General features: G+C 70.6%; 25 protein-coding genes. 10 read left to right on the forward strand and 15 right to left on the reverse strand.

The annotated features are described in order from the left end of the window. Positions 1-58 precede the first annotated feature (58 nt). Positions 59-979 (forward strand): NAD-dependent epimerase/dehydratase family protein, encoded by a 921-nt coding sequence (locus E1269_RS05250; protein ID WP_162606238.1) that lies wholly within the window; start codon positions 59-61, stop codon positions 977-979. 233 nt (positions 980-1,212) lie between these two features. On the opposite strand, the gene E1269_RS05255 is transcribed toward E1269_RS05250, so the two are convergent. Continuing rightward, positions 1,213-1,707 (reverse strand): SRPBCC family protein, encoded by a 495-nt coding sequence (locus E1269_RS05255; protein ID WP_131892124.1) that lies wholly within the window; start codon positions 1,705-1,707, stop codon positions 1,213-1,215. A 59-nt stretch (positions 1,708-1,766) separates the two neighbouring features. Further along, positions 1,767-2,834: a DUF4192 domain-containing protein gene (locus E1269_RS05260; RefSeq protein WP_131892126.1), complete on the reverse strand. Its 1,068-nt coding sequence runs from the start codon at positions 2,832-2,834 to the stop codon at positions 1,767-1,769. Between the two features lie 130 nt (positions 2,835-2,964). Here E1269_RS05260 and E1269_RS05265 point away from each other — a divergent pair, with 130 nt between their 5' ends. Then, complete coding sequence (locus E1269_RS05265; protein ID WP_131892128.1) at positions 2,965-3,909, forward strand: DMT family transporter; 945 nt, start codon at positions 2,965-2,967, stop codon at positions 3,907-3,909. Positions 3,910-3,974: 65 nt separating this feature from the next. Here E1269_RS05265 and E1269_RS05270 read toward each other — a convergent pair whose 3' ends face one another. The 4 genes from E1269_RS05270 to ctaC form a co-directional block, all read right to left on the reverse strand. Further along, positions 3,975-4,187 (reverse strand): hypothetical protein, encoded by a 213-nt coding sequence (locus E1269_RS05270; protein WP_131892130.1) that lies wholly within the window; start codon positions 4,185-4,187, stop codon positions 3,975-3,977. A gap of 106 nt (positions 4,188-4,293) precedes the next feature. Further along, complete coding sequence (locus E1269_RS05275) at positions 4,294-4,689, reverse strand: cytochrome c oxidase subunit 4 (protein WP_131892132.1); 396 nt, start codon at positions 4,687-4,689, stop codon at positions 4,294-4,296. Beyond that, positions 4,686-6,410 (reverse strand): aa3-type cytochrome oxidase subunit I, encoded by a 1,725-nt coding sequence (ctaD, locus tag E1269_RS05280; RefSeq protein WP_131892134.1) that lies wholly within the window; start codon positions 6,408-6,410, stop codon positions 4,686-4,688. The genes E1269_RS05275 and ctaD overlap by 4 nt, the downstream gene beginning before the upstream one ends. After that, positions 6,407-7,252, reverse strand: a complete 846-nt coding sequence (ctaC, locus tag E1269_RS05285) for an aa3-type cytochrome oxidase subunit II (RefSeq protein WP_203432953.1) — start codon at positions 7,250-7,252, stop codon at positions 6,407-6,409. The genes ctaD and ctaC overlap by 4 nt, the downstream gene beginning before the upstream one ends. A 133-nt stretch (positions 7,253-7,385) precedes the next feature. Between ctaC and E1269_RS05290 the strand changes: the two genes are divergently transcribed. Continuing rightward, the gene (locus E1269_RS05290) at positions 7,386-8,597 is read left to right on the forward strand and encodes a cysteine desulfurase family protein (RefSeq protein WP_131892136.1); all 1,212 of its coding nucleotides are present in this window, start codon (positions 7,386-7,388) and stop codon (positions 8,595-8,597) included. Between the two features lie 38 nt (positions 8,598-8,635). Beyond that, entirely contained in the window at positions 8,636-8,836 is a 201-nt protein-coding gene (locus E1269_RS05295) for a sulfurtransferase TusA family protein (RefSeq protein ID WP_131892396.1), read from the forward strand. A gap of 168 nt (positions 8,837-9,004) precedes the next feature. Here the strand turns inward: E1269_RS05295 and E1269_RS05300 are convergent, their stop codons facing one another. Together E1269_RS05300 and E1269_RS05305 are read right to left on the reverse strand one after the other, a co-directional pair. Then, positions 9,005-9,352, reverse strand: coding sequence for a HesB/IscA family protein (locus tag E1269_RS05300; protein ID WP_131892138.1), 348 nt, complete (start codon positions 9,350-9,352; stop codon positions 9,005-9,007). Between the two features lie 94 nt (positions 9,353-9,446). Then, complete coding sequence (locus tag E1269_RS05305; RefSeq protein ID WP_131892140.1) at positions 9,447-10,568, reverse strand: glycerate kinase family protein; 1,122 nt, start codon at positions 10,566-10,568, stop codon at positions 9,447-9,449. Positions 10,569-10,641: 73 nt separating this feature from the next. Between E1269_RS05305 and E1269_RS05310 the strand changes: the two genes are divergently transcribed. Then, positions 10,642-11,481 (forward strand): GNAT family N-acetyltransferase, encoded by an 840-nt coding sequence (locus E1269_RS05310; RefSeq protein WP_131892142.1) that lies wholly within the window; start codon positions 10,642-10,644, stop codon positions 11,479-11,481. Between the two features lie 115 nt (positions 11,482-11,596). Further along, complete coding sequence (nadA, locus tag E1269_RS05315; protein WP_131892144.1) at positions 11,597-12,793, forward strand: quinolinate synthase NadA; 1,197 nt, start codon at positions 11,597-11,599, stop codon at positions 12,791-12,793. A gap of 2 nt (positions 12,794-12,795) precedes the next feature. Here the strand turns inward: nadA and pspAB are convergent, their stop codons facing one another. The 4 genes from pspAB to E1269_RS05335 form a co-directional block, all read right to left on the reverse strand. Beyond that, a complete protein-coding gene (gene pspAB / locus E1269_RS05320; protein WP_131892146.1) occupies positions 12,796-13,362 on the reverse strand; it encodes a PspA-associated protein PspAB in 567 nt (188 codons plus the stop codon). A gap of 3 nt (positions 13,363-13,365) precedes the next feature. Then, positions 13,366-14,265 carry a zinc metalloprotease HtpX gene (gene htpX / locus E1269_RS05325; RefSeq protein WP_131892148.1) on the reverse strand — a complete coding sequence of 300 codons (900 nt, stop codon included), beginning with the start codon at positions 14,263-14,265 and terminating at the stop codon, positions 13,366-13,368. Between the two features lie 196 nt (positions 14,266-14,461). After that, entirely contained in the window at positions 14,462-14,755 is a 294-nt protein-coding gene (pspAA, locus tag E1269_RS05330) for a PspA-associated protein PspAA (RefSeq protein ID WP_131892150.1), read from the reverse strand. Further along, entirely contained in the window at positions 14,752-15,543 is a 792-nt protein-coding gene (locus E1269_RS05335; protein WP_131892152.1) for a PspA/IM30 family protein, read from the reverse strand. Before E1269_RS05335 ends, pspAA begins: the two co-directional genes overlap by 4 nt. Positions 15,544-15,661: 118 nt before the next feature. On the opposite strand from E1269_RS05335, the gene E1269_RS05340 reads away from it, so the two are divergent. From E1269_RS05340 to E1269_RS05350, 3 genes are read left to right on the forward strand one after another with little or no spacing between them, the layout of a single operon-like run. Further along, positions 15,662-16,249, forward strand: a complete 588-nt coding sequence (locus E1269_RS05340; RefSeq protein ID WP_131892154.1) for a DUF3043 domain-containing protein — start codon at positions 15,662-15,664, stop codon at positions 16,247-16,249. Next, on the forward strand, positions 16,246-16,755 hold the full coding sequence (locus E1269_RS05345) for a GNAT family N-acetyltransferase (protein WP_239000787.1): 510 nt from the start codon (positions 16,246-16,248) through the stop codon (positions 16,753-16,755). Before E1269_RS05340 ends, E1269_RS05345 begins: the two co-directional genes overlap by 4 nt. A 38-nt stretch (positions 16,756-16,793) precedes the next feature. Next, the gene (locus E1269_RS05350) at positions 16,794-17,798 is read left to right on the forward strand and encodes an aldo/keto reductase family protein (RefSeq protein ID WP_131892156.1); all 1,005 of its coding nucleotides are present in this window, start codon (positions 16,794-16,796) and stop codon (positions 17,796-17,798) included. A gap of 152 nt (positions 17,799-17,950) precedes the next feature. On the opposite strand, the gene E1269_RS05355 is transcribed toward E1269_RS05350, so the two are convergent. Continuing rightward, entirely contained in the window at positions 17,951-18,172 is a 222-nt protein-coding gene (locus E1269_RS05355) for a hypothetical protein (RefSeq protein ID WP_131892158.1), read from the reverse strand. A gap of 333 nt (positions 18,173-18,505) precedes the next feature. On the opposite strand from E1269_RS05355, the gene E1269_RS05360 reads away from it, so the two are divergent. Next, the gene (locus E1269_RS05360) at positions 18,506-19,759 is read left to right on the forward strand and encodes an MFS transporter (protein ID WP_162606239.1); all 1,254 of its coding nucleotides are present in this window, start codon (positions 18,506-18,508) and stop codon (positions 19,757-19,759) included. Here E1269_RS05360 and E1269_RS33725 read toward each other — a convergent pair. Together E1269_RS33725 and gcvT are read right to left on the reverse strand one after the other, a co-directional pair. Beyond that, positions 19,756-19,890: a hypothetical protein gene (locus E1269_RS33725; RefSeq protein ID WP_275263981.1), complete on the reverse strand. Its 135-nt coding sequence runs from the start codon at positions 19,888-19,890 to the stop codon at positions 19,756-19,758. The two genes, E1269_RS05360 and E1269_RS33725, sit on opposite strands and share 4 nt — an antisense overlap. A gap of 34 nt (positions 19,891-19,924) precedes the next feature. Continuing rightward, positions 19,925-21,025 carry a glycine cleavage system aminomethyltransferase GcvT gene (gcvT, locus tag E1269_RS05365; RefSeq protein WP_203432959.1) on the reverse strand — a complete coding sequence of 367 codons (1,101 nt, stop codon included), beginning with the start codon at positions 21,023-21,025 and terminating at the stop codon, positions 19,925-19,927. Between the last annotated feature and the right edge of the window lie 48 nt (positions 21,026-21,073).

Consider the following 21,073-nt stretch of genomic DNA (forward strand, 5'->3'; position numbering starts at 1 on the left):
TGGCCGGCGCGGCGAGCCCGGACCGGCCCGGCGAAGACCTCTGACGGGACGACACGCGATGCACATCTTCCTCACCGGAGGCACCGGATTCGTCGGCGCCGGTATCGCTCGTGCGCTGCTGGCACGGGGTCACGACGTGACCGCGTTGGCCCGCAGCGAGGCGAGCGCGGGGGCGCTGCGGTCGACGGGCGTCCGGCCCTGCCACGGATCGCTCGACGACGTCGATGCCGTGCGGCGCCACGCCGAGCGCGCTGACGCCGTCGTGCATGCCGCGTTCTCCCGTCACTATCTCGACGACGTAGGCAGCGCGGTCACCACGGACCGAGCGGCAACCCATGCGATCCTCGATGCCCTCCGCGGAAGCAGGAAGCCGTTCGCCTACACCAGCGGCCTCGGCGTCGTCGGCGACACCGGCGACCGAATCATCGACGAGGACACGCCGCTCCAACCGCCGAGCCACATGCGGTGGCGGCGAGCGCTGGAGCTCAGCGTCCTCGACGGCGAGCACGGCATCGTGATCCGACCGCCGCTCGTATACGGCCGGGGCGGTGGCCACGTGCTCCAGATCATGATCCGGACCGCCCTCCGCCGAGGTGCGGCCTCCTATCCGGAACCGGGCACGAACGCCTGGCCCAACGTCCACGTGGATGACCTGGGCCGCGCGTTCGCGCAGGCTCTGGAGGAGGCGCCGCCGTCGACCGTGCTCAACGTCGTCGGTGGTGAGTCGACCCCGAAGGCGGTGAGCGAGGCTATCGGTCGGCTCGTCGGCCGTCCCGAGGCCACTTTCGCCCTGCCCCTCGACCGGGCGCGCCGCGAACTCCCGATCGTCGACTGGCTGACCGTCACCCAGCGCATCGACGCACGCCGGGTACGGGCGCTGCTCGGTTGGCGCCCGGCCGAGGCGGCGATCGAGGACGACATCGCCGTCGGCTCGTACCGGCGGTTCGTGCGACCCGTGCCGGAGGCGCCTGCGACCTGAATCCAAGCCGACCGCCCCGGCCGACCTACGCCGGCATCACGGACGAGGTCCGCTACGACGGCCAGCACATCTTCAGCGACGACGCCGAGCTCCTGCACCAATACGCGTCCTCGGCCATGGGCGCCGGGGTTCGGCTGGGCCGGCGATCCCGATCCGGGTGCCCGCGGGCGCGCGGTCGACGCCGAGGCAACGCCGCCCTCGACGCAGCTCTGAGCGAGCCCTGATGCCCGCGGCTACGGCGCGAGCCCACCGGGCGTGGGCTCGTCCAGACCGGGGGCGAGCACCCGGCTGAGGCCACGCTCACCGCGGCGCATGACGACGCGGTGGCCGAAGCGGAACAGCGGATGCAGCACTACGCCGGCGACGTTCATCCAGGCCCGGGTGGTCCGCACGCGCAGGTCGATGTCCAGGCGGCTGCCGTCGCCGTCGTGGGTGAACCGGACCGCGCTTTGGCCCAGCAGGTCACCGTCGACGTCGAGCACGACCAGCCTGCCCGGGTCGACCTCCGCGAGCACCAGGGTGAACGTCAACGCATACCCGCCCGGGCTACGCCACCGGCAGGCCGCGACGCTCCCGACGAGGTCGGTTGTGCGCCGCACGTCGATGGACTCCAGGTTCGGCCACCAATCGTCCCATCGCTGGCCGGGATCGGTCAGAAAGGCCCACGTCCGGTCGAGCGGCGCCGCCACCCGCCAGGTGGACGCGAGCTCGTAGCGGCGTCCCCTCACGCTCCGACTCTAGAACCGCCGCGCGGAGGCCACGGAGATCGATCGCGGTGTCCGGGCAGTCACGGCGGAACACCGCTACCCGCCTGGTGCGCCACCGCTCTGAGCTGCGCAGCGCTCACCTGGCGGTCCAGGCCGCACCGAAGCAGCCGGGCGAGCCGGTGCGCCGGGTCGGCGGCCAGCGCCCGGTCCAGCGCGACGTTCGCCAGGGCTCCCTCGCCGCTCTGGACGGCAACCCAGGCCAGCGTGGCGCAGACCGGCGCCGCGTGGGCGTCGGGCGTGCGGCGGGCCAACTCGGTCAGCAGCACCAGCCAGGTGCGGGCGTCGTCCACCTGGCGGCGGAGGATCGCGTCGCGTGCTGTCTCGTCGGCCAGGCCGAGGCAGATGCGTGCCACCTCGTCATCGTCGAGTTCGTGGCGCCCGGTGAGGAACCGCTCGAAGGTGGCCTCCAGGGCGGCCACCGTGGCGTCGTGGGGGGTGCAAGCGTCTTTCGACGCGCCGACACGGGCGAACGCCCCTAGTGTCCGGGTGAGGTCGAGTTCTGCCGGACCTGCGATGCTGGCGGCGAGCTCTTCGCGGGAGCCCAGGATGCGGCGACCACGAAGGACTTCTTCGGCGGCCAGTCGACCGACCAGGGGGTCATCGGGTGCGAGAATGGTCGTGCCCTCCGATGGGCAGCAGGCCGAGTCGGTGCACAGGAACGACCACCATCGGCCATCCCGTACCAGGAGGGCGTCGACGACCGCCACCGGTCCGTTGCCCAGCTCGGCCACGATGGGGTCGACGAGCTCCCGTCTGGGCAGGCCGTCGTCCGCATGCTCGATCGCTTCTCGCGGCCGGGCACCCACGGCACCGCGCGGTGGAGGGGAGTCGTCGTAGCAGACCAGGACGACGGCCTCGGGCCGGAGATGCTCGAGGCGCTGGACCACTCCCGCCACGAACGTCGGCTGTCGCCGCCGCGGCGGCAGGTCGAACCGGAACACCTGGCCGCACCGCGCGGGCGTCCCGGCTAGGCAGAGCACGACCAGGCTCCGCCGCGGATGGAACCCGATCAGGTGCGGCACGACCGGCAGCAGCTCCGACGGCCGGGGCGCTCTGATCGTGCTGACGGGTCGTTCGCGTAGATTCATGGAGGCGACGCTCCCTGTCTCGCGGCCGCGCTTCAACCGCGAATCGCCGAAATGTGGATAACGTCAGCCGTCAGCAGGAGCTGTGAACAACGCGCCGGCAGCGGCGCGCATGACTTGTCGAGGAGGCGCATTGTCGCGTCGAGGATGGACCCTCTTCCTGGCCATGGGGGTCATCTGGGGCATTCCGTACATGCTGATCAAGGTCGCGGTCGAGGAGATGTCACCGTCGACCATCGTGCTGGCACGAACCGCCATCGGCGCCGCCCTGCTGCTGCCGCTGGCCGCCCGCCGCGGCTACCTGCGCCCGCTGCTCCCCCACTGGAAGCCCCTGCTGGTCTTCACCCTGATCGAGGTGTGCATTCCCTGGCTGCTGCTCGGATACGCCGAGCAGGAGCTGTCCAGCTCGCTCACCGGGCTACTGATCGCGGCGGTCCCGCTGGTCGGCGCGGTAGTCGTCTGGGGCATGGGAACCGAACGGCCAGGTCCCCGTCGGCTGGTCGGGCTGCTCGTCGGGTTCGCCGGCGTCGCCGCGCTGGTCGGCTTCGACGTCCAGGCCAGCAGCCCAGCGCCGGTGCTGGCGGTCGCCGGTGTGGCCGTCTGCTACGCGGTTGGCCCGGTCATGCTGTCCCGCTGGCTGTCGCACCTGCCGGGACTCGGCGTCATGGCCGCGTCGCTGACCGTCGCCGCCATCCTGTACGCGCCGGTCGGCCTCGTGCAGTGGCCGGACGCGACGCCATCGACCGAGGCGCTGCTCAGCCTGCTCGGCCTCGGCGTCATCTGCACGGCCACGGCGTTCCTGGTCTTCTTCGCGCTGATCGCGGAGGTCGGCCCGAGCCGCGCCACCGTCATCACCTATGTCAACCCCGCGGTCGCGCTGCTGCTCGGCGTCCTCGTCCTGGACGAGCGGGTGAGCGCCGCCACCGCCGTGGGGTTCGGACTGATCCTCCTGGGCTCGGTGCTCGCGACCTCGCGTGACCGCGATCGCGGCGAGGCCGGGCGCCCTCCTCAGTCGGCCAAGCCCGAAGCGCTGGACGTCAGGTGCGACGACATCGCCCGCCCGGTCGCCGAGCCCTGACTCGCCGACGACGAGGTGAGCTTGAGCTCACCCGGCTGCCCCTGCCGGCCCGCCGCACGAGGCGCTCAGCCTGAGGCCCGGCCGCTCGTCGCCAGCTGACGGTCGTCGCGGTTGCGCATGAGAACGAGACGCTCGTCCAGCCAGCGGTCGATCGACTCGGTCGCGCGAAGGATCTCGGTCGGGTCCTCGCAGCGGCCACGCCGCTCGACGAGCCGGCGCAGCGTGTCGTCCACGCGGCGGATCCTGGCTTTCACCGGCGCTTTCAACGACTGGGTCATGGCGCGACCTCCTTACGAGGATGGTGTGCACCCGACACCACTACGATTCCCGCTTCAGGGCAGCCATAACCAGATCGACCACCGCGGATCACACCGCCTCTGCGGTTCAGTGCGCGAACTGCCCCCGGTAGTACTCGAAGACCCAGCCGACCGCGGCGATAGCCGCCAGAGCCACACCGATGATGAAGATGAACCACGCGAACACCAGGCCAAGGAACACCACGGAGACCGCACTCGCGGCGGCCAGCGGCCACCACGAGTGCGGGCTGTAGAACCCGTACTCGCCGGCCAGTTCCTCGACCTCGCCGTCCGCACGGTCCTCCGGCCGCGGCTGGATGCGGCGGGACACCAGGTTGAAGTAGAAGGCGATCATGGCGCCGAGGCCGAATGTCAGCACCAGCGCCGTGGTGCCCGTCGGGTCCTCGGACATGAACCAATAGACCGGGGTCACCAGGGCGAAGAAGACCGTGATGATGCCGAAGATGAAGGCCTCGATCTTCACTTCTGCTCCCCCTCGACGTCGGCCGGGCCCAGCGTCTGCATCAGTGGTCCGGCGTCCGCGGGTTTGACCTGCGCTGTCGCCGCCGTCTCCGGGTACTTGAGGTCGAACGCCGGGCGCTCGCTGCGTACCCGCGGCAGTGAGGTGAAGTTGTGCCGAGGTGGCGGGCACGACGTCGCCCACTCCAGCGAGTTCCCGAAGCCCCAGGGGTCGTCCACCTCGACCTTGGGCGCGAGCCGGGTCTGCCACACGTTCCACAGGAACGGCAGGGTCGAGGCGGCGAGGATGAAGGCGAACACCGACGAGAACTGGTTCAGCGTGGTGAAGCCGTCCTCGGGGAAGTAGTCGGAGTAGCGGCGCGGGAAGCCCTCGACGCCCAGCCAGTGCTGCACCATGAACGTGCCGTGGAAGCCGATGAACAACAGCCAGAAGTGGATCTTGCCCAAGCGTTCGTTCAGCATCCGCCCGGTGAACTTCGGCCACCAGAAATAGAAGCCGGCGAACATCGCGAACACGACGGTGCCGAACACGACGTAGTGGAAGTGCGCCACCACGAAATACGTATCGGACACGTGGAAGTCCAGCGGCGGCGAGGCCAGGATGATGCCGGTCAGACCGCCGAACAGGAACGTCACCAGGAAGCCGATGGAGAACAGCATCGGTGTCTCGAACGTCAGCGAGCCGCGCCACATGGTGCCGATCCAGGCGAAGAACTTCAGCCCGGTCGGGATGGCGATCAACATGGTCATGGCCGCGAAGAACGGCAGGTTCACCGCACCGGTGACGAACATGTGGTGCGCCCACACCGCCACCGACAGGCCGGCGATGGACAGGGTAGCGAAGACCAGGCCCTTGTAGCCGAAGATCGGCTTGCGGCTGAACACCGGTATGACCTCGGTGATGATGCCGAAGAAGGGCAAGGCGATGATGTACACCTCGGGATGGCCGAAGAACCAGAACAGGTGTTGCCAGAGGACGGCGCCACCCGCGCTGGGGTCGTAGATGTGCGTGTCGAGGTTGCGGTCGGCGAGCATCGCGAACAGCGCCGCGGCCAGCAGCGGGAACGCGATCAGCACCAGGATGCTGGTGACCAGGATGTTCCAGGTGAAGATCGGCATCCGGAACATGGTGATGCCCGGAGCGCGCATGCACACGGTGGTGGTGACGAAGTTGACCGCGCCGAAGATGGTGCCGAAACCACTCATCGCCAGCCCGGCTACCCACAGGTCGCCACCGACGCTGGGACTGTAGATGGTGTTGTGCAACGGCGCGTAGGCGAACCAGCCGAAGTCCGCGGCGCCGCCCGGGGTGATGAAGCCGGCGCACACGATCAGGCCGCCGAACAGGAACAGGTAGAAGCTGAACATGTTCAGCCGCGGGAACGCCACATCCGGCGCGCCGATCTGCAACGGCACGATGATGTTGCCGAAGCCGATGAACAGCGGCGTGGCGAACAACAGCAGCATGATCGTGCCGTGCATGGTGAACAGCTGGTTGTACATCTGGTCGCCGACCACCTGCCGGCCGGGCGAGAACAGCTCGGCGCGGATGAACAGCGCCAGCACGCCGCCGAACAGGAAGAACCCGAACGACGCGATCAGGTACATGTACCCGATGATCTTGTGGTCGGTGGAGGTGAGCCACCGCACGACGATGTTGCCCTTGCGCTTGGGCCGTGCGATCACCCGGGTGGCCGCCGCGGTCCGCTCGAGGTACGTGGTCACTGCTCGCCTCCCTCGTCCTCGTTGAGGGGAACGTCGCTGTACGCGCCGCGGATCGGCGGATCGATCAAGCCGGTCTGTCCGGCTTCGCGCAGGCCGTCCATCTGGTCCTGGTACTCCTGCTCGGACACCACCTCGACGGTGAACAGCATCGACTGGTGGTATGCACCGCACAGCTCGGCGCACCGGCCGGTGTAGGTACCCTCCCGGTCAGGCGTGACCTGGAAGGAGTTCGGGTGGCCCGGGATGACGTCCTGCTTCATGTAGAAGGAGGGAATCCAGAACGAGTGGATGACGTCCGGCGACTCCAGGTCGAACCGCACGGTCTGACCGATCGGCAGGTAGAGCGTCGGACGGTCGTTGATGGTGCCGACCTCGTGGACGTCCTCGTCGACGTAGTTGAACGTCCACGACCACTGCTGGCCGATCACGTTGACGACGATGTCGGGCTCGGCCGACGTGTCGGTGATCTGGTCCTGGTGGTCCGCGGTGAAGTAGAAGAGCGGGGCGATGATGAACAGCGGCGCGACCGTGTAGAGGAACTCGATCGGGATGTTGAAGCGGGTCTGCTTCGGCAGCTGGTCGTTGCGCCGGCGGTAGGCGATGACCGCCCAGAGGATCAGGCCCCACACCAGGAAGCCGACGGCGAACGCCGCGATCCACGCGCCGATCCACAGGTCACCGACAAGCGGTGTCTCCTCGGTCGCCGGCTCCGGCAGCGCCAAGCGCGACCACTCGTCGCGCTGCTCGGCCGAGCAACCACTCAGCACGACCAACGTGCCGAGAAGAACGGCGGCAGCCGTGGCCCAGCGACGCGCCGGACGGACCCTGCCAGACTGACTCACGAGGCGCCCTTCTCCCTAGGCCGCTCACCGAGCCGTCCGTGCCATTGGCAACCGGCACGGCGTCGGGAGCAAACTTCTCCTGTCGCGCCCAACCCTAGCGGTTGCCCTCCGCCGTCATTCCGGGAGGTACTCGATGAACACACACGGCGTGTCGGCGCCGTCGAACCCGCCGTCCGACCAGGCGTCGAACCCGACGTCGGGCGGCTATTTCGACGCCGCGTCGACCGAGCCGTTGCACCCGGCCGCGCGCGAGGTGATCCTCACGGCGGTAGACGAAGGATGGGCCGATCCGGCGCGGTTGTACGGCTCGGCGCGGCGGTCGCGGATGCTACTCGACAACGCCCGCGAGATCGTCGCCGCGGTCATCGGGTGCCGACCCGACGAGGTTGCGTTCACCGCGAGCGGGACGCAGGCCGTCCACCTGGGCGTCCTCGGGACCGCCCTGGCCGCCGGCACGGACCGGCCGACCGCGGACCGTGACCCGGTCGCCGTCGTCGTCTCCGCCGTCGAGCACTCCTCGGTACTGCAGGCCGCTGTCCACCTGGAGCGCCTGGGCACGACGACGGCGACCCGCCAGGTCGGCGTCGACCGGCACGGCCGGGTCGACGCGGGCGAGTTCGGCAAGGCCGTCGACGACGGCACCGTGCTGGCGTGCCTGCAGGCGGCCAACCACGAGGTGGGCACGCTGCAGCCGGTCGACGAGGTCGACGTGCGCGGCGTTCCGCTGCTGGTCGACGCCGCGCAGGCGGTGGGGCGCGTCCCCCTGCCGCGTCAGTGGTCGCTGCTGACCGCCAGCGCGCACAAGTGGGGCGGCCCGGCCGGCGTCGGGGTCCTCGCGGTCCGCAAGGGCCTGCGGTGGCGCTCGCCGCTCCCCGATGACGAGCGCGAGGTCGGCCGGGTACCGGGGTTCGAGAACGTCCCCGGCGCGCTCGCCGCCGCGGCGGCGCTGCGGGCCCGGTGGGAGGAGTCGACGACACTCGCGGCGCGGCAGCGCGAGCTGATCGACCACATCCGGGCGCGGGTCCCGCGGCTGCTCGACGACGTCGACGTGGTGGGGCACCCGACACTGCGGCTGCCGCACCTAGTGACGTTCTCGTGCCTCTACGTCGAGGGCCAGGCGCTTGTCACCGAGCTGGACCGGGCCGGGTTCGCGATCTCCAGCGGCTCCTCGTGCACGGCGAGCACGCTGCGGCCCAGCCACGTGCTGGCTGCGATGGGGGCGCTCACCCACGGCAATGTGCGGGTCTCGCTGACCCGGGAGGCCACCCGCGACGACGTCGACCGGTTCCTGACCGCGGTCGTCGACGTCGTCACCAGGCTGCGCACAGAACTGGCCGGCCTGTGACCGGGGACGCGCCGGCGCTGGTGCTGGACTGCCGCGGGATGCGATGCCCGCTGCCGATCATCGAGCTGGCCCGGCGCATCGACGACGTCGAGGTCGGCGCGCTGGTCACCGTGGTGGCCGACGACCCCGCCGCCGCCTCGGACGTCCCGGCCTGGTGCCGGATGCGCGGGCACGGCTACACCGGCCCCGGCGACGACGTCGAGGGCGCCCCGTCGTACGTCGTGCGCCGCCGCCACTGATGACCGAGTCCGGCGCTCAGCCCTCGTTGATCATGGACTAGGTCATGATCCTTTCGCGATTGATCATGGCCTACTCCTTGATCAACCGGGCTGGGGGCGCCGTGGCTCCGTGAACGCGACGACGGGGTGCCGGCGAGCTTGGCCGGCACCCCGTCGGAGGCGCTCAGATCAGTGGAAGGAGTCGCCGCAGGCGCACGAGCCGCTGGCGTTCGGGTTGTCGATGGTGAAGCCCTGCTTCTCGATGGAGTCGACGAAGTCGATGGTGGCGCCGCCCAGGTACGGAGCGCTCATCCGGTCGACTACGACGTTCACGCCGCCGAAGTCCTTGACGACGTCGCCGTCGAGCGACCGCTCGTCGAAGAAGAGCTGGTAGCGAAGGCCCGAACAGCCACCCGGCTGAACGGCGATGCGCAGCTGCAGGTCGTCGCGGCCCTCCTGGTCGAGCAGCGCCTTCACCTTCGACGCCGCGCCTTCCGTCAGCACGACACCGTCGGTGACCTGTTCCTGAACCGTCATCTCGTTCTCCTGCTCCGAGGTCGGACTACGTCTCAACGCTACAACGCACCCGTCGTGCGCGGCATTCCTCACTCTTCATCCATGGTCGCACATCTCAGCGGCTCCACGTACGAGCCACTCGCTCGGCGACGGCGGCCAGGCTCTCCCGCGGCCGGCCGAAGGACTCCTCGGTGCCGACGATGTCGACCATCGCGTAGGCGGCCTCGATGCCGTTGGCGCGCAGCTCACGGTTGCCCACCTGCACGGCACCGGCCATGGCGATGCACGGGCACAGGGCGGGCCCGGCCAGGCCGGCCAGCCCGGACACCACCTTGCCGCTCATGGACTGCCAGTCCAGCTTGCCCTCCCCGGTGATGACGAGATCGGCGCCGGCCACCAGGGCGGGCAGCCCCACGGCGTCGGCGACGGTGCTGAACCCCAGCTCGCGCCGCCCGCCGAGCAGCAGCAACCCGTAGCCGAGGCCACCGGCGGCCCCGGCGCCCTTGTGGTCGGCGAGCCGGCGGTCGGCCAGGTCGGCGAGCCGGGTGAGCGCGGCGTCGGCGGCGAGACGGTCGCCGTCGTCGACGATGCCCTTCTGCGGGCCGAACACGTTGGTGGCACCGCGCAGGCCGAGCAGCGGGTTGTCCACGTCGGTCGCGGCGACCAGCTCGACGCCTGCGGTCCGCTTCCGGGCCGCCTCGAGATCCAGCTCGGTCAGCTCGGCCAGCGCCTGGGGCCCGCCGGTCAGTGCGCCGTCGGGCGCTGAGACCGCGCCGAGCGCGGCGACCAGGCCGGCTCCCCCGTCGTTGGTGCCCGATCCGCCCAGCCCGACGACCACCCTCGTGGCGCCGGCGTCGACGGCGTGCGCGACGAGCTCGCCGACGCCGTACGTGCTGGCCCGCTGAGCGGCGCCGGGTTCGGGCAGCCGCCCGTCCGGGCCGGGAGGCAGCAGCGCCAACCCGCACGCCTGCGCGGACTCGACGTACGCGGTCTTCCCCACCAGCAGGAACGTGGCCGGTGCCGGCTCACCGAGCGGCCCGCGGACCGTGGCCGCGAGGAGCTCACCGCCCAGGCACGAGTGCAGGACGTCGACGAAGCCGGGTCCGCCGTCAGCCATCGGGACGGTGACAACGTCGTCGTCCGGGGCGGTCCGGCGCCACCCTTCGGCGATGGCGTCGGCGGCTTCGACCGCGGTGAGCGTTCCGGCGAACTTGTCGGGGGCAACCAGGATCCGCATGGCCCGAGTGTGCCGCATTCGCGGCGCGCGCAAATGTCTGGCATCGCGCCGGGAATGCTGGTGCAGTAGCCCTATGCGGATCCGCCCGATGCGCCCGGACGACGTAGAAGCCGCCGAGCGGCTCACCGCGCTCGCGTTCGAGATCGAGCGGTCCGAGGAGCACGGTGCCCGCTGGTGCCGGCAGATCGCGCACGTCATCGACACCGATCCGGGCGGATGTTGGGTCGCCGACGCCGACGGCGAGACGCGGATCGTCGGCGTGGCCGTCTCGATGCGCCGCGACCTGCTCTGGCTGCTCACCACCTACGCCGTCCGCCCCGACCAGCAGGGCCGCGGCATCGGCCAGGCGCTGCTGGACGCCGCGATCGGCTACGGGGCCGGCTGCCTGCGCGGCATGCTGACCTCGCGGCCGCACCACGGTGCGTTGCGTCGCTACCGCCGGGCCGGATTCTCCCTGCACCCCACCATGCGGCTCACCGGCACCGTCGACAGGTCCACGCTGCCGGTCGTCGACGGCGTCCGCGTCGGCACCGCCGCCGACCTCGACCTGGTCGACTCCGTGGACCGGCGGGTGCGTGGCGCTACGCACCGCCTCGACAACGCGCTGCTGATGGAGCTCGGCACGCTACTCGTGTGCGACCTGCTGACCGGCAGTGGCTACGCCTACCTGACGTCGTGGGGTGTCGCGCCGCTGGCGGCCACGAACCGTGCGGTGGCGCAACGGTTGCTGTGGGAGGCGCTGGCCCGCGTTGAGCCGGGTCGGGCGATCGACGTGCGCAATCTCACATCCGACCAGGAGTGGGCGGTCGATGTGGGTCTCGCCGCAGGTCTCCGCCTCGACCACGACGCCTACCTGGCGCTACGCCACATGCGGCCGCCCGAACCGTACATTCCGTCCGTCGCGTTCGGCTGACGGCGTGGGACGATTGTGAACGCGGCGTGTGTTGCAGACGACGCCGAGGTGACGCGACCGTTCGCCCACGACATGGTTGGGCGTGCCGGCCGCCGAAGGAAAGGGCTGACCAGCCGTGACCGTGACCGACAACCCGTCGACGCCCGTGCCGCTCCTGCTGCTCGGCCGCGGCGCCGACCCCACCAGTGAGCGCGGAGTCGAGTGTCCGGGCGACCTCCCGGCCGCCAGCGATCCCGACCTTGTCGAGCGCGCCAGGGCCGCGCGCGCCGCCCTGGGCGAGCGCGTGTTCGTCCTGGGTCACCACTACCAGCGCGACGAGGTCATCCAGTTCGCCGACGTCACCGGCGACTCCTTCAAGCTCGCCCGCGACGCCGCGGCCCGACCGACTGCTCCGTACATCGTCTTCTGCGGCGTGCACTTCATGGCCGAGTCCGCCGACATCCTCACCGGCGACCACCAGCAGGTGGTCCTGCCGGACCTGGCCGCCGGCTGTTCGATGGCCGACATGGCCCGGCTGCTGCAGGTCGAGGACGCGTGGGCCAGGCTGGCCGCGGCAGGGGTGGCCGACGTCACCGTCCCGATCACGTACATGAACTCCTCCGCCGACATCAAGGCGTTCTGCGGCCGGGGCGGCGGCGCGGTCTGCACGTCCAGCAACGCCCGGCAGGCGCTGGACTGGGCGTTCTCCCCCGAGGGCGCCGGTGGCCAGAAGGTGCTGTTCCTGCCCGACCAGCATCTGGGCCGCAACACCGCGGTACTGCAGCTGGGCATGTCGCTGGACGACTGCGTGGTCATCGACCCGCACAAACCCGACTTCGGCGTCACCGACCAGGAGCTGCGCTCGGCCACGATGCTGCTGTGGAAGGGCCACTGCTCGGTGCACGGCCGCTTCTCCGCCGACTCCGTCGCCGACGTGCGCGCCCGCATCCCCGGCGTCAACGTCCTGGTGCACCCGGAGTGCAAGCACGAGGTGGTCACCGCCGCCGACTACGTTGGCTCGACGGAGTACATCATCAAGACCGTCGCCGCCGCGCCGGCCGGCTCGGCCTGGGCCGTCGGCACCGAGCTGAACCTGGTGAAGCGGCTGGCCGCGGAGCACCCGGACAAGACCATCGTGTTCCTGGACCGGACGGTGTGCTTCTGCGCCACCATGAACCGCATCGACCTGCCCCACCTGGTGTGGGCGCTGGAGAGCCTGGTCGAGGGCCGCGTGGTCAACCGCATCGTCGTCGACGACGACACCGCGCACTGGGCGCGCGTCGCGCTGGACCGCATGCTGGCCCTACCAGGCGGCGGAGCCGTCAAGAACTGAGGTCACACGCCGGGGGCGCCCCAGACGGGGAACCACCGGCTGACATCGGACTCGATGGGCAGGTCGCCGCCGACGATGGCGCGCACCTGCAGCTCCAGGGCGTTGTCGCGGTCCTGGGTGCGGGCGTTGACCGGCGCGAACGGGTAGAACGTGCCGCGCTTGTACAGGTAGACCAGCGCGAGCCCTTGCCCAGCGTCCGAGCGCAGCCCGATGGTGGTGCACAGCAGGGACGGCCCGAACCCGGCGGCCTCGAGCGTGGAGTTCACCGCGTGCAGGTCGGTGCACAGCTCCGACATCTGCGACGGCTCCCGGCGCACCACCAGCCAGGTGTAGCCGAAGTCGTCGTGCACCTCCTCCGGCTCCGAGCCGCCCAGCAACGTGGTGACCTCGGCCTTCAGCCGGGCGAACGGGCCACCTTCGACCTGCCGGAAGCACACAGCTCCCACCCCGGTGGGGTGCATCTGCGCCGACGCCTCCAGCGTCAGCGCCGCGGTGGGCAGCGCGAACAGCGCGTCGAGGTTGGGCTGGACCTGCTTGGACCTACCGAAGATGGCGTCGAGGATGCCCACGGATCACTCCCGGCCCAGCTCGACGGAGATGCGGCTGAGCTGTTCGAGCCGCTTCTCCAGCGGAGGGTGCGAGGCGAAGAGGGAGGCGATGTCGAGCTTGCCGGTCAACGCGGGGACGAAGAAGAACGCGTTGTACGGCTCGGCGGCGCGCAGGTCCTTCCTCGGGATACGGCTCATGTCGCCTGAGATCTTGGTCAGCGCGCTGGCCAGCGCGGACGGCTGGCCGGTGAGGATGGCACCGGCGCGGTCGGCCGCCAGCTCGCGGTAGCGCGAGAGCAGCCGGGTGAGCACGTAGCTCACCGCGTACACGACCGCTGCCACGACCGTGACGATCAGGACCATGATGGCGGCGTTGTTGTTGCCGCGGTTGTTGCCCAAACCCGACCACAGCAGCATCCGGGTGAGGAAGCCCGCCAGGACGCCGACCACCGACGCGACGGTCATCACCAGGACGTCGCGGTGGGCCACATGGGACAGCTCGTGCGACAGCACGGCTTCGAGCTCACGCTCGTCCAGGCGGCGCTGCAGACCGCGGGTGACGGCGACGACGGCGCGCTCCGGGCTGCGACCAGCGGCGAAGGCGTTCGGGATGTCGGTGTCGGAGATCGCGACCCGCGGCTTGGGCATGTCGGCCAGCGCGCAGAGCCGGTCGATCAGCGCATGCAGCTCGGGCTCCTCGGCGGGCGACACCTCGCGGGCGCCCATGCCGGCCAGCGCCAGCCGGTCGGAGAAGAACCACTGGCCCCAGAGGACACCCAGCCCGATGATGACACCGAGGACCCAGCTGCTCGTGCCGAGCGAGATGGCCCCGATGAGCACCACGTAGAGCAGGGCCAGGACCACCATCGTCAAGCCCATCCGGAACGAGAGACCTCGGTCCGGGGCGAATCTCGAACTCGCCAACGTGCTTCCTTCCTACCCGCAGCGGGCGATACCGCTCCTACCCTGGCAACGGCGAGGCGATCGCGCCGGTTCCCGTCGGCTCCCAGCAAGCCGACGGGCAGCCACCACCTGCCGGCTCGACCAAGCCGGCGAAGCGCCGGACCGCCACCGGCGGCACCCCCGCGTCACCACCGCCATGCCCGCGACCGTCCGCGACTCACTTGACCGGCGGCTCCGACGGAACCAAGCCCTCCTCGGTGAGCAGCTCGCGCACCTCGTCGATGTGGGCGTCGTCGTACGGGAGCACCAGGTCGCTGTCGACCAGGACGTCGTCGGCCAGCGCCGTACCGACCCGGCGGACCTCGTTCAGCAGTGACGTCAGCGCCGCGCGGAACAAGTCGTCGTCGCCGCTCTCGATGGACTCACCGAGCGCGTCGTCGAGCCGGTTGAGCTCATCGAGGTGCGAGTCGTCGACCTCGAGCTGCCCCTCACCCATGATCCGGACGATCACAGCTGGCCCTCCTCGCGCTGGCGCTGCGCCTGCGGCTCCGCCGCCGGCTCCGCACCTTGACCCTCGAGCTGCTTCGGCGGCTCGGTGCCACCGGTGATTCCCTGCTTCATGCGCGACAGCTCCAGCTCGACGTCGCTGGTGGAGGCGAGACGGTCCAGCTCGAGGGTGATGTCGTCCTTCGAGGTGCCGGTCGGGTCGTCGAGCGCGCCCGAGGCCAGCAGCTCGTCGATGGCTCCGGCGCGGGCCTGCATGTTGGCCGTCTTGTCCTCGGCGCGTTGGACAGCCATGCCGACGTCGCTCATCTCCTCGGAGATGCCGCTGAAAGCCTCGCCGATGCGCGTCTGCGCCTCGGCGGCGGTGTAGCTGGCCTTGATGGTCTCCTTCTTGGTGCGGAAGGACTCGACCTTGGCCTGCAGCCGCTGCGCGGCGAGGGTGAGCTTCTCCTCCTCACCCTGCAGCGAGGAGTGCTGCGTCTCCAGGTCGGTGATCTGGTTCTGCAGGCCCGAGCGGCGGGTCAGCGCCTCGCGGGCCAGATCCTCCCGCCCGAGGGACAGCGCCTTCTGCGCCTGCTCCTGCAGCTTGCCCGACTGCGACTGCAGCTGGGTCATCTGGACCTCGATGCGCTTGCGGCTGGTGGCGACGTCGGCCACGCCACGGCGCACCTTCTGAAGCAGCTCCAGCTGCTTCTTGTAGGAGTAGTCGAGCGTCTCCCGGGGGTCCTCGGCGCGGTCGAGCGCCTTGTCGGCCTTGGCCCGGAAGATCATGGACATTCGCTGGAGGATCCCCATCTGGCCAGGTATCCCTTTCTCGAGCTGGTGCAGTGTCGTGCACACTGTTTCCACCAACCCTACGGTGTAGTGCCGCACGGTGGCAGGGTCGGTTGCATACTGGCCTACCCTGGTAGGCGTGTTCCGTCGCCGAACTTCTCCCGAGACCGCCGAGGTCCCCGCCGCCGAGACGGCGGACGACGCTGCCCCCCAGGCCGGCAAGGGCCGGCCAACACCGAAGCGCAGCGAGGCCGAGAAGGCGCGCAAGCAGCGCGTCCGTCCAGCTCTCAACCGGCGCGAGGCCATGCGCCGCGACCGCGAGCGGATGCGTGCCGAGCGGGCCAAGACCCGGCAGGCGATGAACACCGGCGACGAGCGCCACTTCCTCAAGCGCGACCAGGGCGACGTGCGCCGCTTCCTGCGCGACTACGTCGACTCGCGCCGCACGGTGGCGGAGTTCTTCCTGCCCATCATCCTGGTCATCCTGCTGACCAGCCTGATCGGCATCGCGCAGGTGCAGCTCATCTCCACCGTCATCTGGCTCGGCGCCATGATTCTGCTGGTCGTGGACTTGACGTTGCTCGGGTTCCGGGTGAAGCGTGAGGTACGCAAGCGCTTCCCCGACGAGACCGGAAAGGGACACGTCTTGTACGCCGTCACCCGCGCCACCCAGCTTCGCCGGCTCCGGCTGCCCAAGCCACAGGTCAAGCCCGGGACGCTGGTGTGAGCACCGCACCCACCGCCGACCGCGACCAGACCGGGCTGTTCATCCGGGCGCTGCGCTACTCCGACCCCGTCGTGCGCGCGTTGGAGACCGAGCTGCAGCAGGAGTACGTCGAGCGCTACGGCGACCATGACGAGACCCCGGTCGAGCCGGACGAGTTCACCCCGCCGCACGGCCAGTTCCTCGTCGGCTTCGTCGGCAACGAGCCGGTCGCCACCGGCGGATTCCGCCGCCACGACGACGGCGTCGCGGAGATCAAGCGCATGTACGTCGCGCACGAGCACCGCGGCGGCGGCCACGCCCGGCGGTTGCTCGCCGAGCTGGAGGCCCAGGCCATCCGGGCCGGCTACCGCCGGGTGGTCCTGGAGACCGGGGTGCGCCAGCCGGAGGCCATGTCCCTGTACAGCTCCAGCGGCTACGTGCCCGCCGAGCCGTTCGGCCACTACGTCGACGCCGAACTGAGCCGCTTCTTCACCAAGGACCTCGACGTTCGGCTCGACGACGCCTGAGCACCGGGCGGCGACGGCGTGCCGGTAGCGTCGCCGGCATGGATTTCCGCCACCTCGGCCGCTCCGGTCTCAAGATCAGCGAGATCGCCTACGGCAACTGGATCACCCACGGCTCCCAGGTCGCCGACGACACCGCGACCGCCTGTGTGCGCGCCGCCCTCGACGCGGGCATCACCACCTTCGACACCGCCGACGTGTACGCGGCCGGCCGCGCGGAGGCAGTGCTCGGGCGTGCCCTGGTCGGCGAACGCCGCGAGTCGCTGGAGATCTTCACCAAGCTGTTCTGGCCGGCCGGGCACAACGGCCCCAACGACCGCGGGCTGTCGCGCAAGCACGTCCGCGAGGCCATCGACGCCTCTCTGCGGCGGCTCGGCACCGACTACGTCGATCTCTACCAGGCGCACCGGTACGATCACGGCACGCCGCTGGAGGAGACCATGGAGGCCTTCGCCGACCTCGTCCGGTCCGGCAAGGTGCTCTACATCGGTGTCTCGGAGTGGACCGCAGACCAGATCCGCGCCGGGCACGCCCTGGCTCGCGAGCTGAAGATCCCGTTCGTCTCCAACCAGCCCGAGTACTCCATGCTGTGGCGCGTGATCGAGTCCGAGGTCGTGCCGGCCTCGGAGGACGTCGGCGTGTCCCAGGTGGTCTTCTCGCCCATCGCGCAGGGCGTGCTGACCGGCAAGTACCAACCCGGCCAGCCGATCCCGGAAGGCTCCCGCGCCGCCCTGACCAGCGGTGGCAGCGACATCACCGGCCGCTGGCTCACCGACGACGTGCTCACCCGCGTACAGCGGCTGGCACCGCTCGCCGACCAGGCCGGGCTGTCGCTCGCGCAGTTCGCCGTCGCCTGGGTGCTGCAGAACCCCAACGTGGCGACGGCGATCATCGGTGCCTCGCGTCCGGAGCAGGTGGCCGAGAACGTCAAGGCCGCCGGCGTCCGGCTCGACGAGGAGCTCATGACCGCGATCGACGACGTGCTGGGCGACGCCGTCGTGCGTGACCCGGCGCTGACGGCGACCCGCTCCCCGTCCTCCCGCTGACACCAGGCACCACCGGGCATTCGGGCGGCTTTGAAATGATCACGTTCAGCACGAGATCTCGTGTCACACCGTGCTCGCAATCATGGTGAGGCTCGGGGGATCCTGCTGAACGTGATCATTTCGACGACCAGGCTGTGAGACTGCTGCGGGGGTCAGTCCGGTGGTTTGAGGCTCATCGGGCCGTAGACCTCGCGGCCGTCCTCGACCAGCATCACCGAGTCGACGCCGGCCTCGACCAGCGCGCGCCAGTGCTCCCCCAGCCAGCTCTCGGCGTCGGACTGCGTGGGGAATCCGGCGTCCGCGCGCCCAGCACCGTCGTCCACGTTCGGCGCCGGACCGCCGTCCGGCCCCAGGAACCGCCACGTCCAGCTCATCATCGCCTCCCGATCGACGCCCACACCTCGCCATGACAGTACGGTCCGGCCCGCGTCGGCCGTCACCGGGTCCGCTGTTGTTCACGTCACACCGAAGTTTCTCGGCCGGCCGCGTCATGAGCGGCTCCCGATCCTGTCTTGACGGGTGTAGGGGCGCGTCGTTGCCGCGCAGGGGACGGCAACGACGCGCCCGTTACCACCGGGCGGCATTCCCGGCCAAACCGGTCCGCGGAACGCGGCGTGTCAGCATCGTCATGGCGCCTTGACAAGACACCCGTCATGCTGTTGCCTTCCGCGTAAAGTTCAGTTCGCGGGGGGCGGGAGTTCATCGACGTGGGTAGTTCAGCGCCCGCACGGCGCCAGCGTCTCCTCAGTGACCCGGACATCTTCCGGTACGTGGCGGCGCGCATCGTCTCGTTGGCCGGCTCGGCGGTCACGTTCATCGCCATGCCGGTGCTCATCTACGGCATCACCGGGTCGGCCACGTGGACGTCGCTCGTTATCGTCGCCGAGGCGGTGCCTTACCTGCTGTTCGGGCTGTGGGCCGGCGCACTGGCCGACCACGTCGACCGGCGCCGGGTCATGGTGGTGGCCGACGTGCTGGCGGCGCTGACCCTCGCCACCGTCCCCATCGCCTGGTGGCTGGACGCGCTGACCGCCGGTCACGTCCTCGCCGCGGCGTTCGCCGCCCGCATCATCTACGTGTTCTTCGACGCCGCCAACCAGGGCGCGCTGCCCAGCCTCGTCTCCCGCGACCGTCTCCCGGCCGCGAACGCGCTGGTATTCGGCGGCAGCACGGTGGCGGAGACCGTCGTACCCATGGTGGCCGGCGCGCTCATCGTCGTCATCTCCCCGGCCTCGATCATCGCCATCGACGTGCTGACGTTCGTGGCGTCGGCGCTGCTGATCCGCAGCATCGCGCGGCCCCTGAGCGGGACGCGTGACCGGGAGGCGTCGACCGGGTTCCCGGCGATCGCCGACGGCACCCGCTTCATCGTGCGCCACCGGGTGGTCCGGGTCATGATCGTCATCGGTGCGCTGGTGGCTTTCAGTGCCGGGTCGCTGATGGCGATCCTCGTCGTGTGGGCCGACCGCACGCTCGACGTGCGGGAGGGCGACTGGCGCCTCGGCGTTCTGTTCGGCGCCTGGGGCGTCGGCGCGGTCATCGGCAGCTTCCTGGTGCCGCGGCTGATGCTGCGCTACGGCGGGGTGCGCGCGGCGCTGCTCGTGCTGCCGGTCGCCGCCGCGGCCGGGATCGCCCTCTCACTGGCGCGCAGCTGGCTGCCCGGCGTCCTGACGGTCGCGGCGTGGTCGCTGTTCTACATCATGATCGCCACCATCTCGGTGACGCTGCGCCAGCAGGTGACGCCAGAACCTCTGATGAGCCGGGTGATGACCGCGGGCCGGATGGCCACGTTCGGCATCGGCTACCCACTCGGCGCGTTCCTGGCCGGCGTGCTCGCCAGCGCCGTCGACACCACCACCGCCATCCTGGTGTGCCAGCTGTCGCTGGTGATCGCGGCCTTGATCGCCTGGCTGTCCTCGCTGCGCAACGCACCGCGCGTCCTCGACGTCCCCGACGACTAACCGCTCGCCCCGACGACGGCGATCAGTGCGGACACCGCGAAACGCGGCCGCGCCGAGCACAGCCGGTACACCGGCCGCGGCCCGTCGCCCACCAGCAGCATCCGGCAGGGGTCGCCGGGGTGATGACGCACGCAAACCGCGTCGCCGACGACCGCCCGGCGGCGCCTAGCTCTCCTTGGCGCTCGGCTGGACGAACGGCGGGCGGACCACCTCGAAGGTCTCGGCCCGGCCGCGCACGTCGACCTGGACCTCGCTGCCCTCCGCGACGGACGGCGGCAGCAGCGCGAGCCCGATGCCCTGGCGCAGGGTCGGCGAGAAGGTCCCCGACGTCACCCGCCCCACCGGCTCGCCGTCGACCGTCACCGTCATTCCGGGACGGGGGATGCCACGGCCCCGCGCCCGGATGCCCTGCAGACGCCGCACCGGACCGGCGGCCTTCTCCGCGAGCAGCGCGTCGCGACCCCAGAACGACGGCTTGGACCAGCCGACCGCCCAGCCGGCCCGCGCCTGCACCGGCGTGATGTCGAGCGCGAGGTCCTGGCCGTGCAGCGGGTAGCCCATCTCGGTGCGCAGCGTGTCGCGCGCGCCCAGGCCGCACGGCACGATGCCGTGGTCCTCCCCGGCGGCCAGCAGCGCGTCCCACATCGTCGCGGCCTCGTCCCACGGCACCAGCAGCTCGTAGCCGCGTTCGCCGGTGTAGCCGGTGCGGCATACGACGAGCGCGACGCCGTCGTGCACGGCCTCGGCGAACGACATGTACGGATGCCCCGTCGGCAGGCTGAGCGCGGCGAGCACCTCGTCGCTGCGCGGCCCCTGCACGGCGAGGACGGCGAGGTCGCGGTGGCGGTCGCGGACCTGCACGCCGGCCGGCGCGGCCGCGGTCAGGCGTCGCACCACCTCGGCGTTGTTGGCCGCGTTGGGCACCAGCAGCAGGTCGTCGTCGGCGTGCAGGTAGACGATGAGGTCGTCCACCACTCCCCCGGACTCGTCGCAGCACAGCGTGTACTGCGCCTGGCCCGGGCCGATCTTCTCCAGCGCGTTGGTCAGGCACGCGTCGGCGAACGCCCGGGCGCCCGGCCCGGTGACCGACGCCTTGCCGAGGTGGCTGACGTCGAACAGCCCGACCCGCTCGCGCACCGCCGTGTGCTCGTCGACGACGCCGGAGTACTGCAGCGGCATCGACCAGCCGCCGAACTCGGCGAACTTGGCGCCCAGCGCGACCTGGCGCTCGTAAAGGGAGGTTCTGGCGAGGTCTTCGGCGGTCACGGCCACACCCTACGACCCTCCATTGATCATCAAGGGGCGGAGGTGGAT

The sequence above is a fragment of the Jiangella asiatica genome (assembly GCF_004349065.1).
In the GTDB taxonomy this organism is placed as follows: Bacteria; Actinomycetota; Actinomycetes; order Jiangellales; family Jiangellaceae; genus Jiangella; species Jiangella asiatica.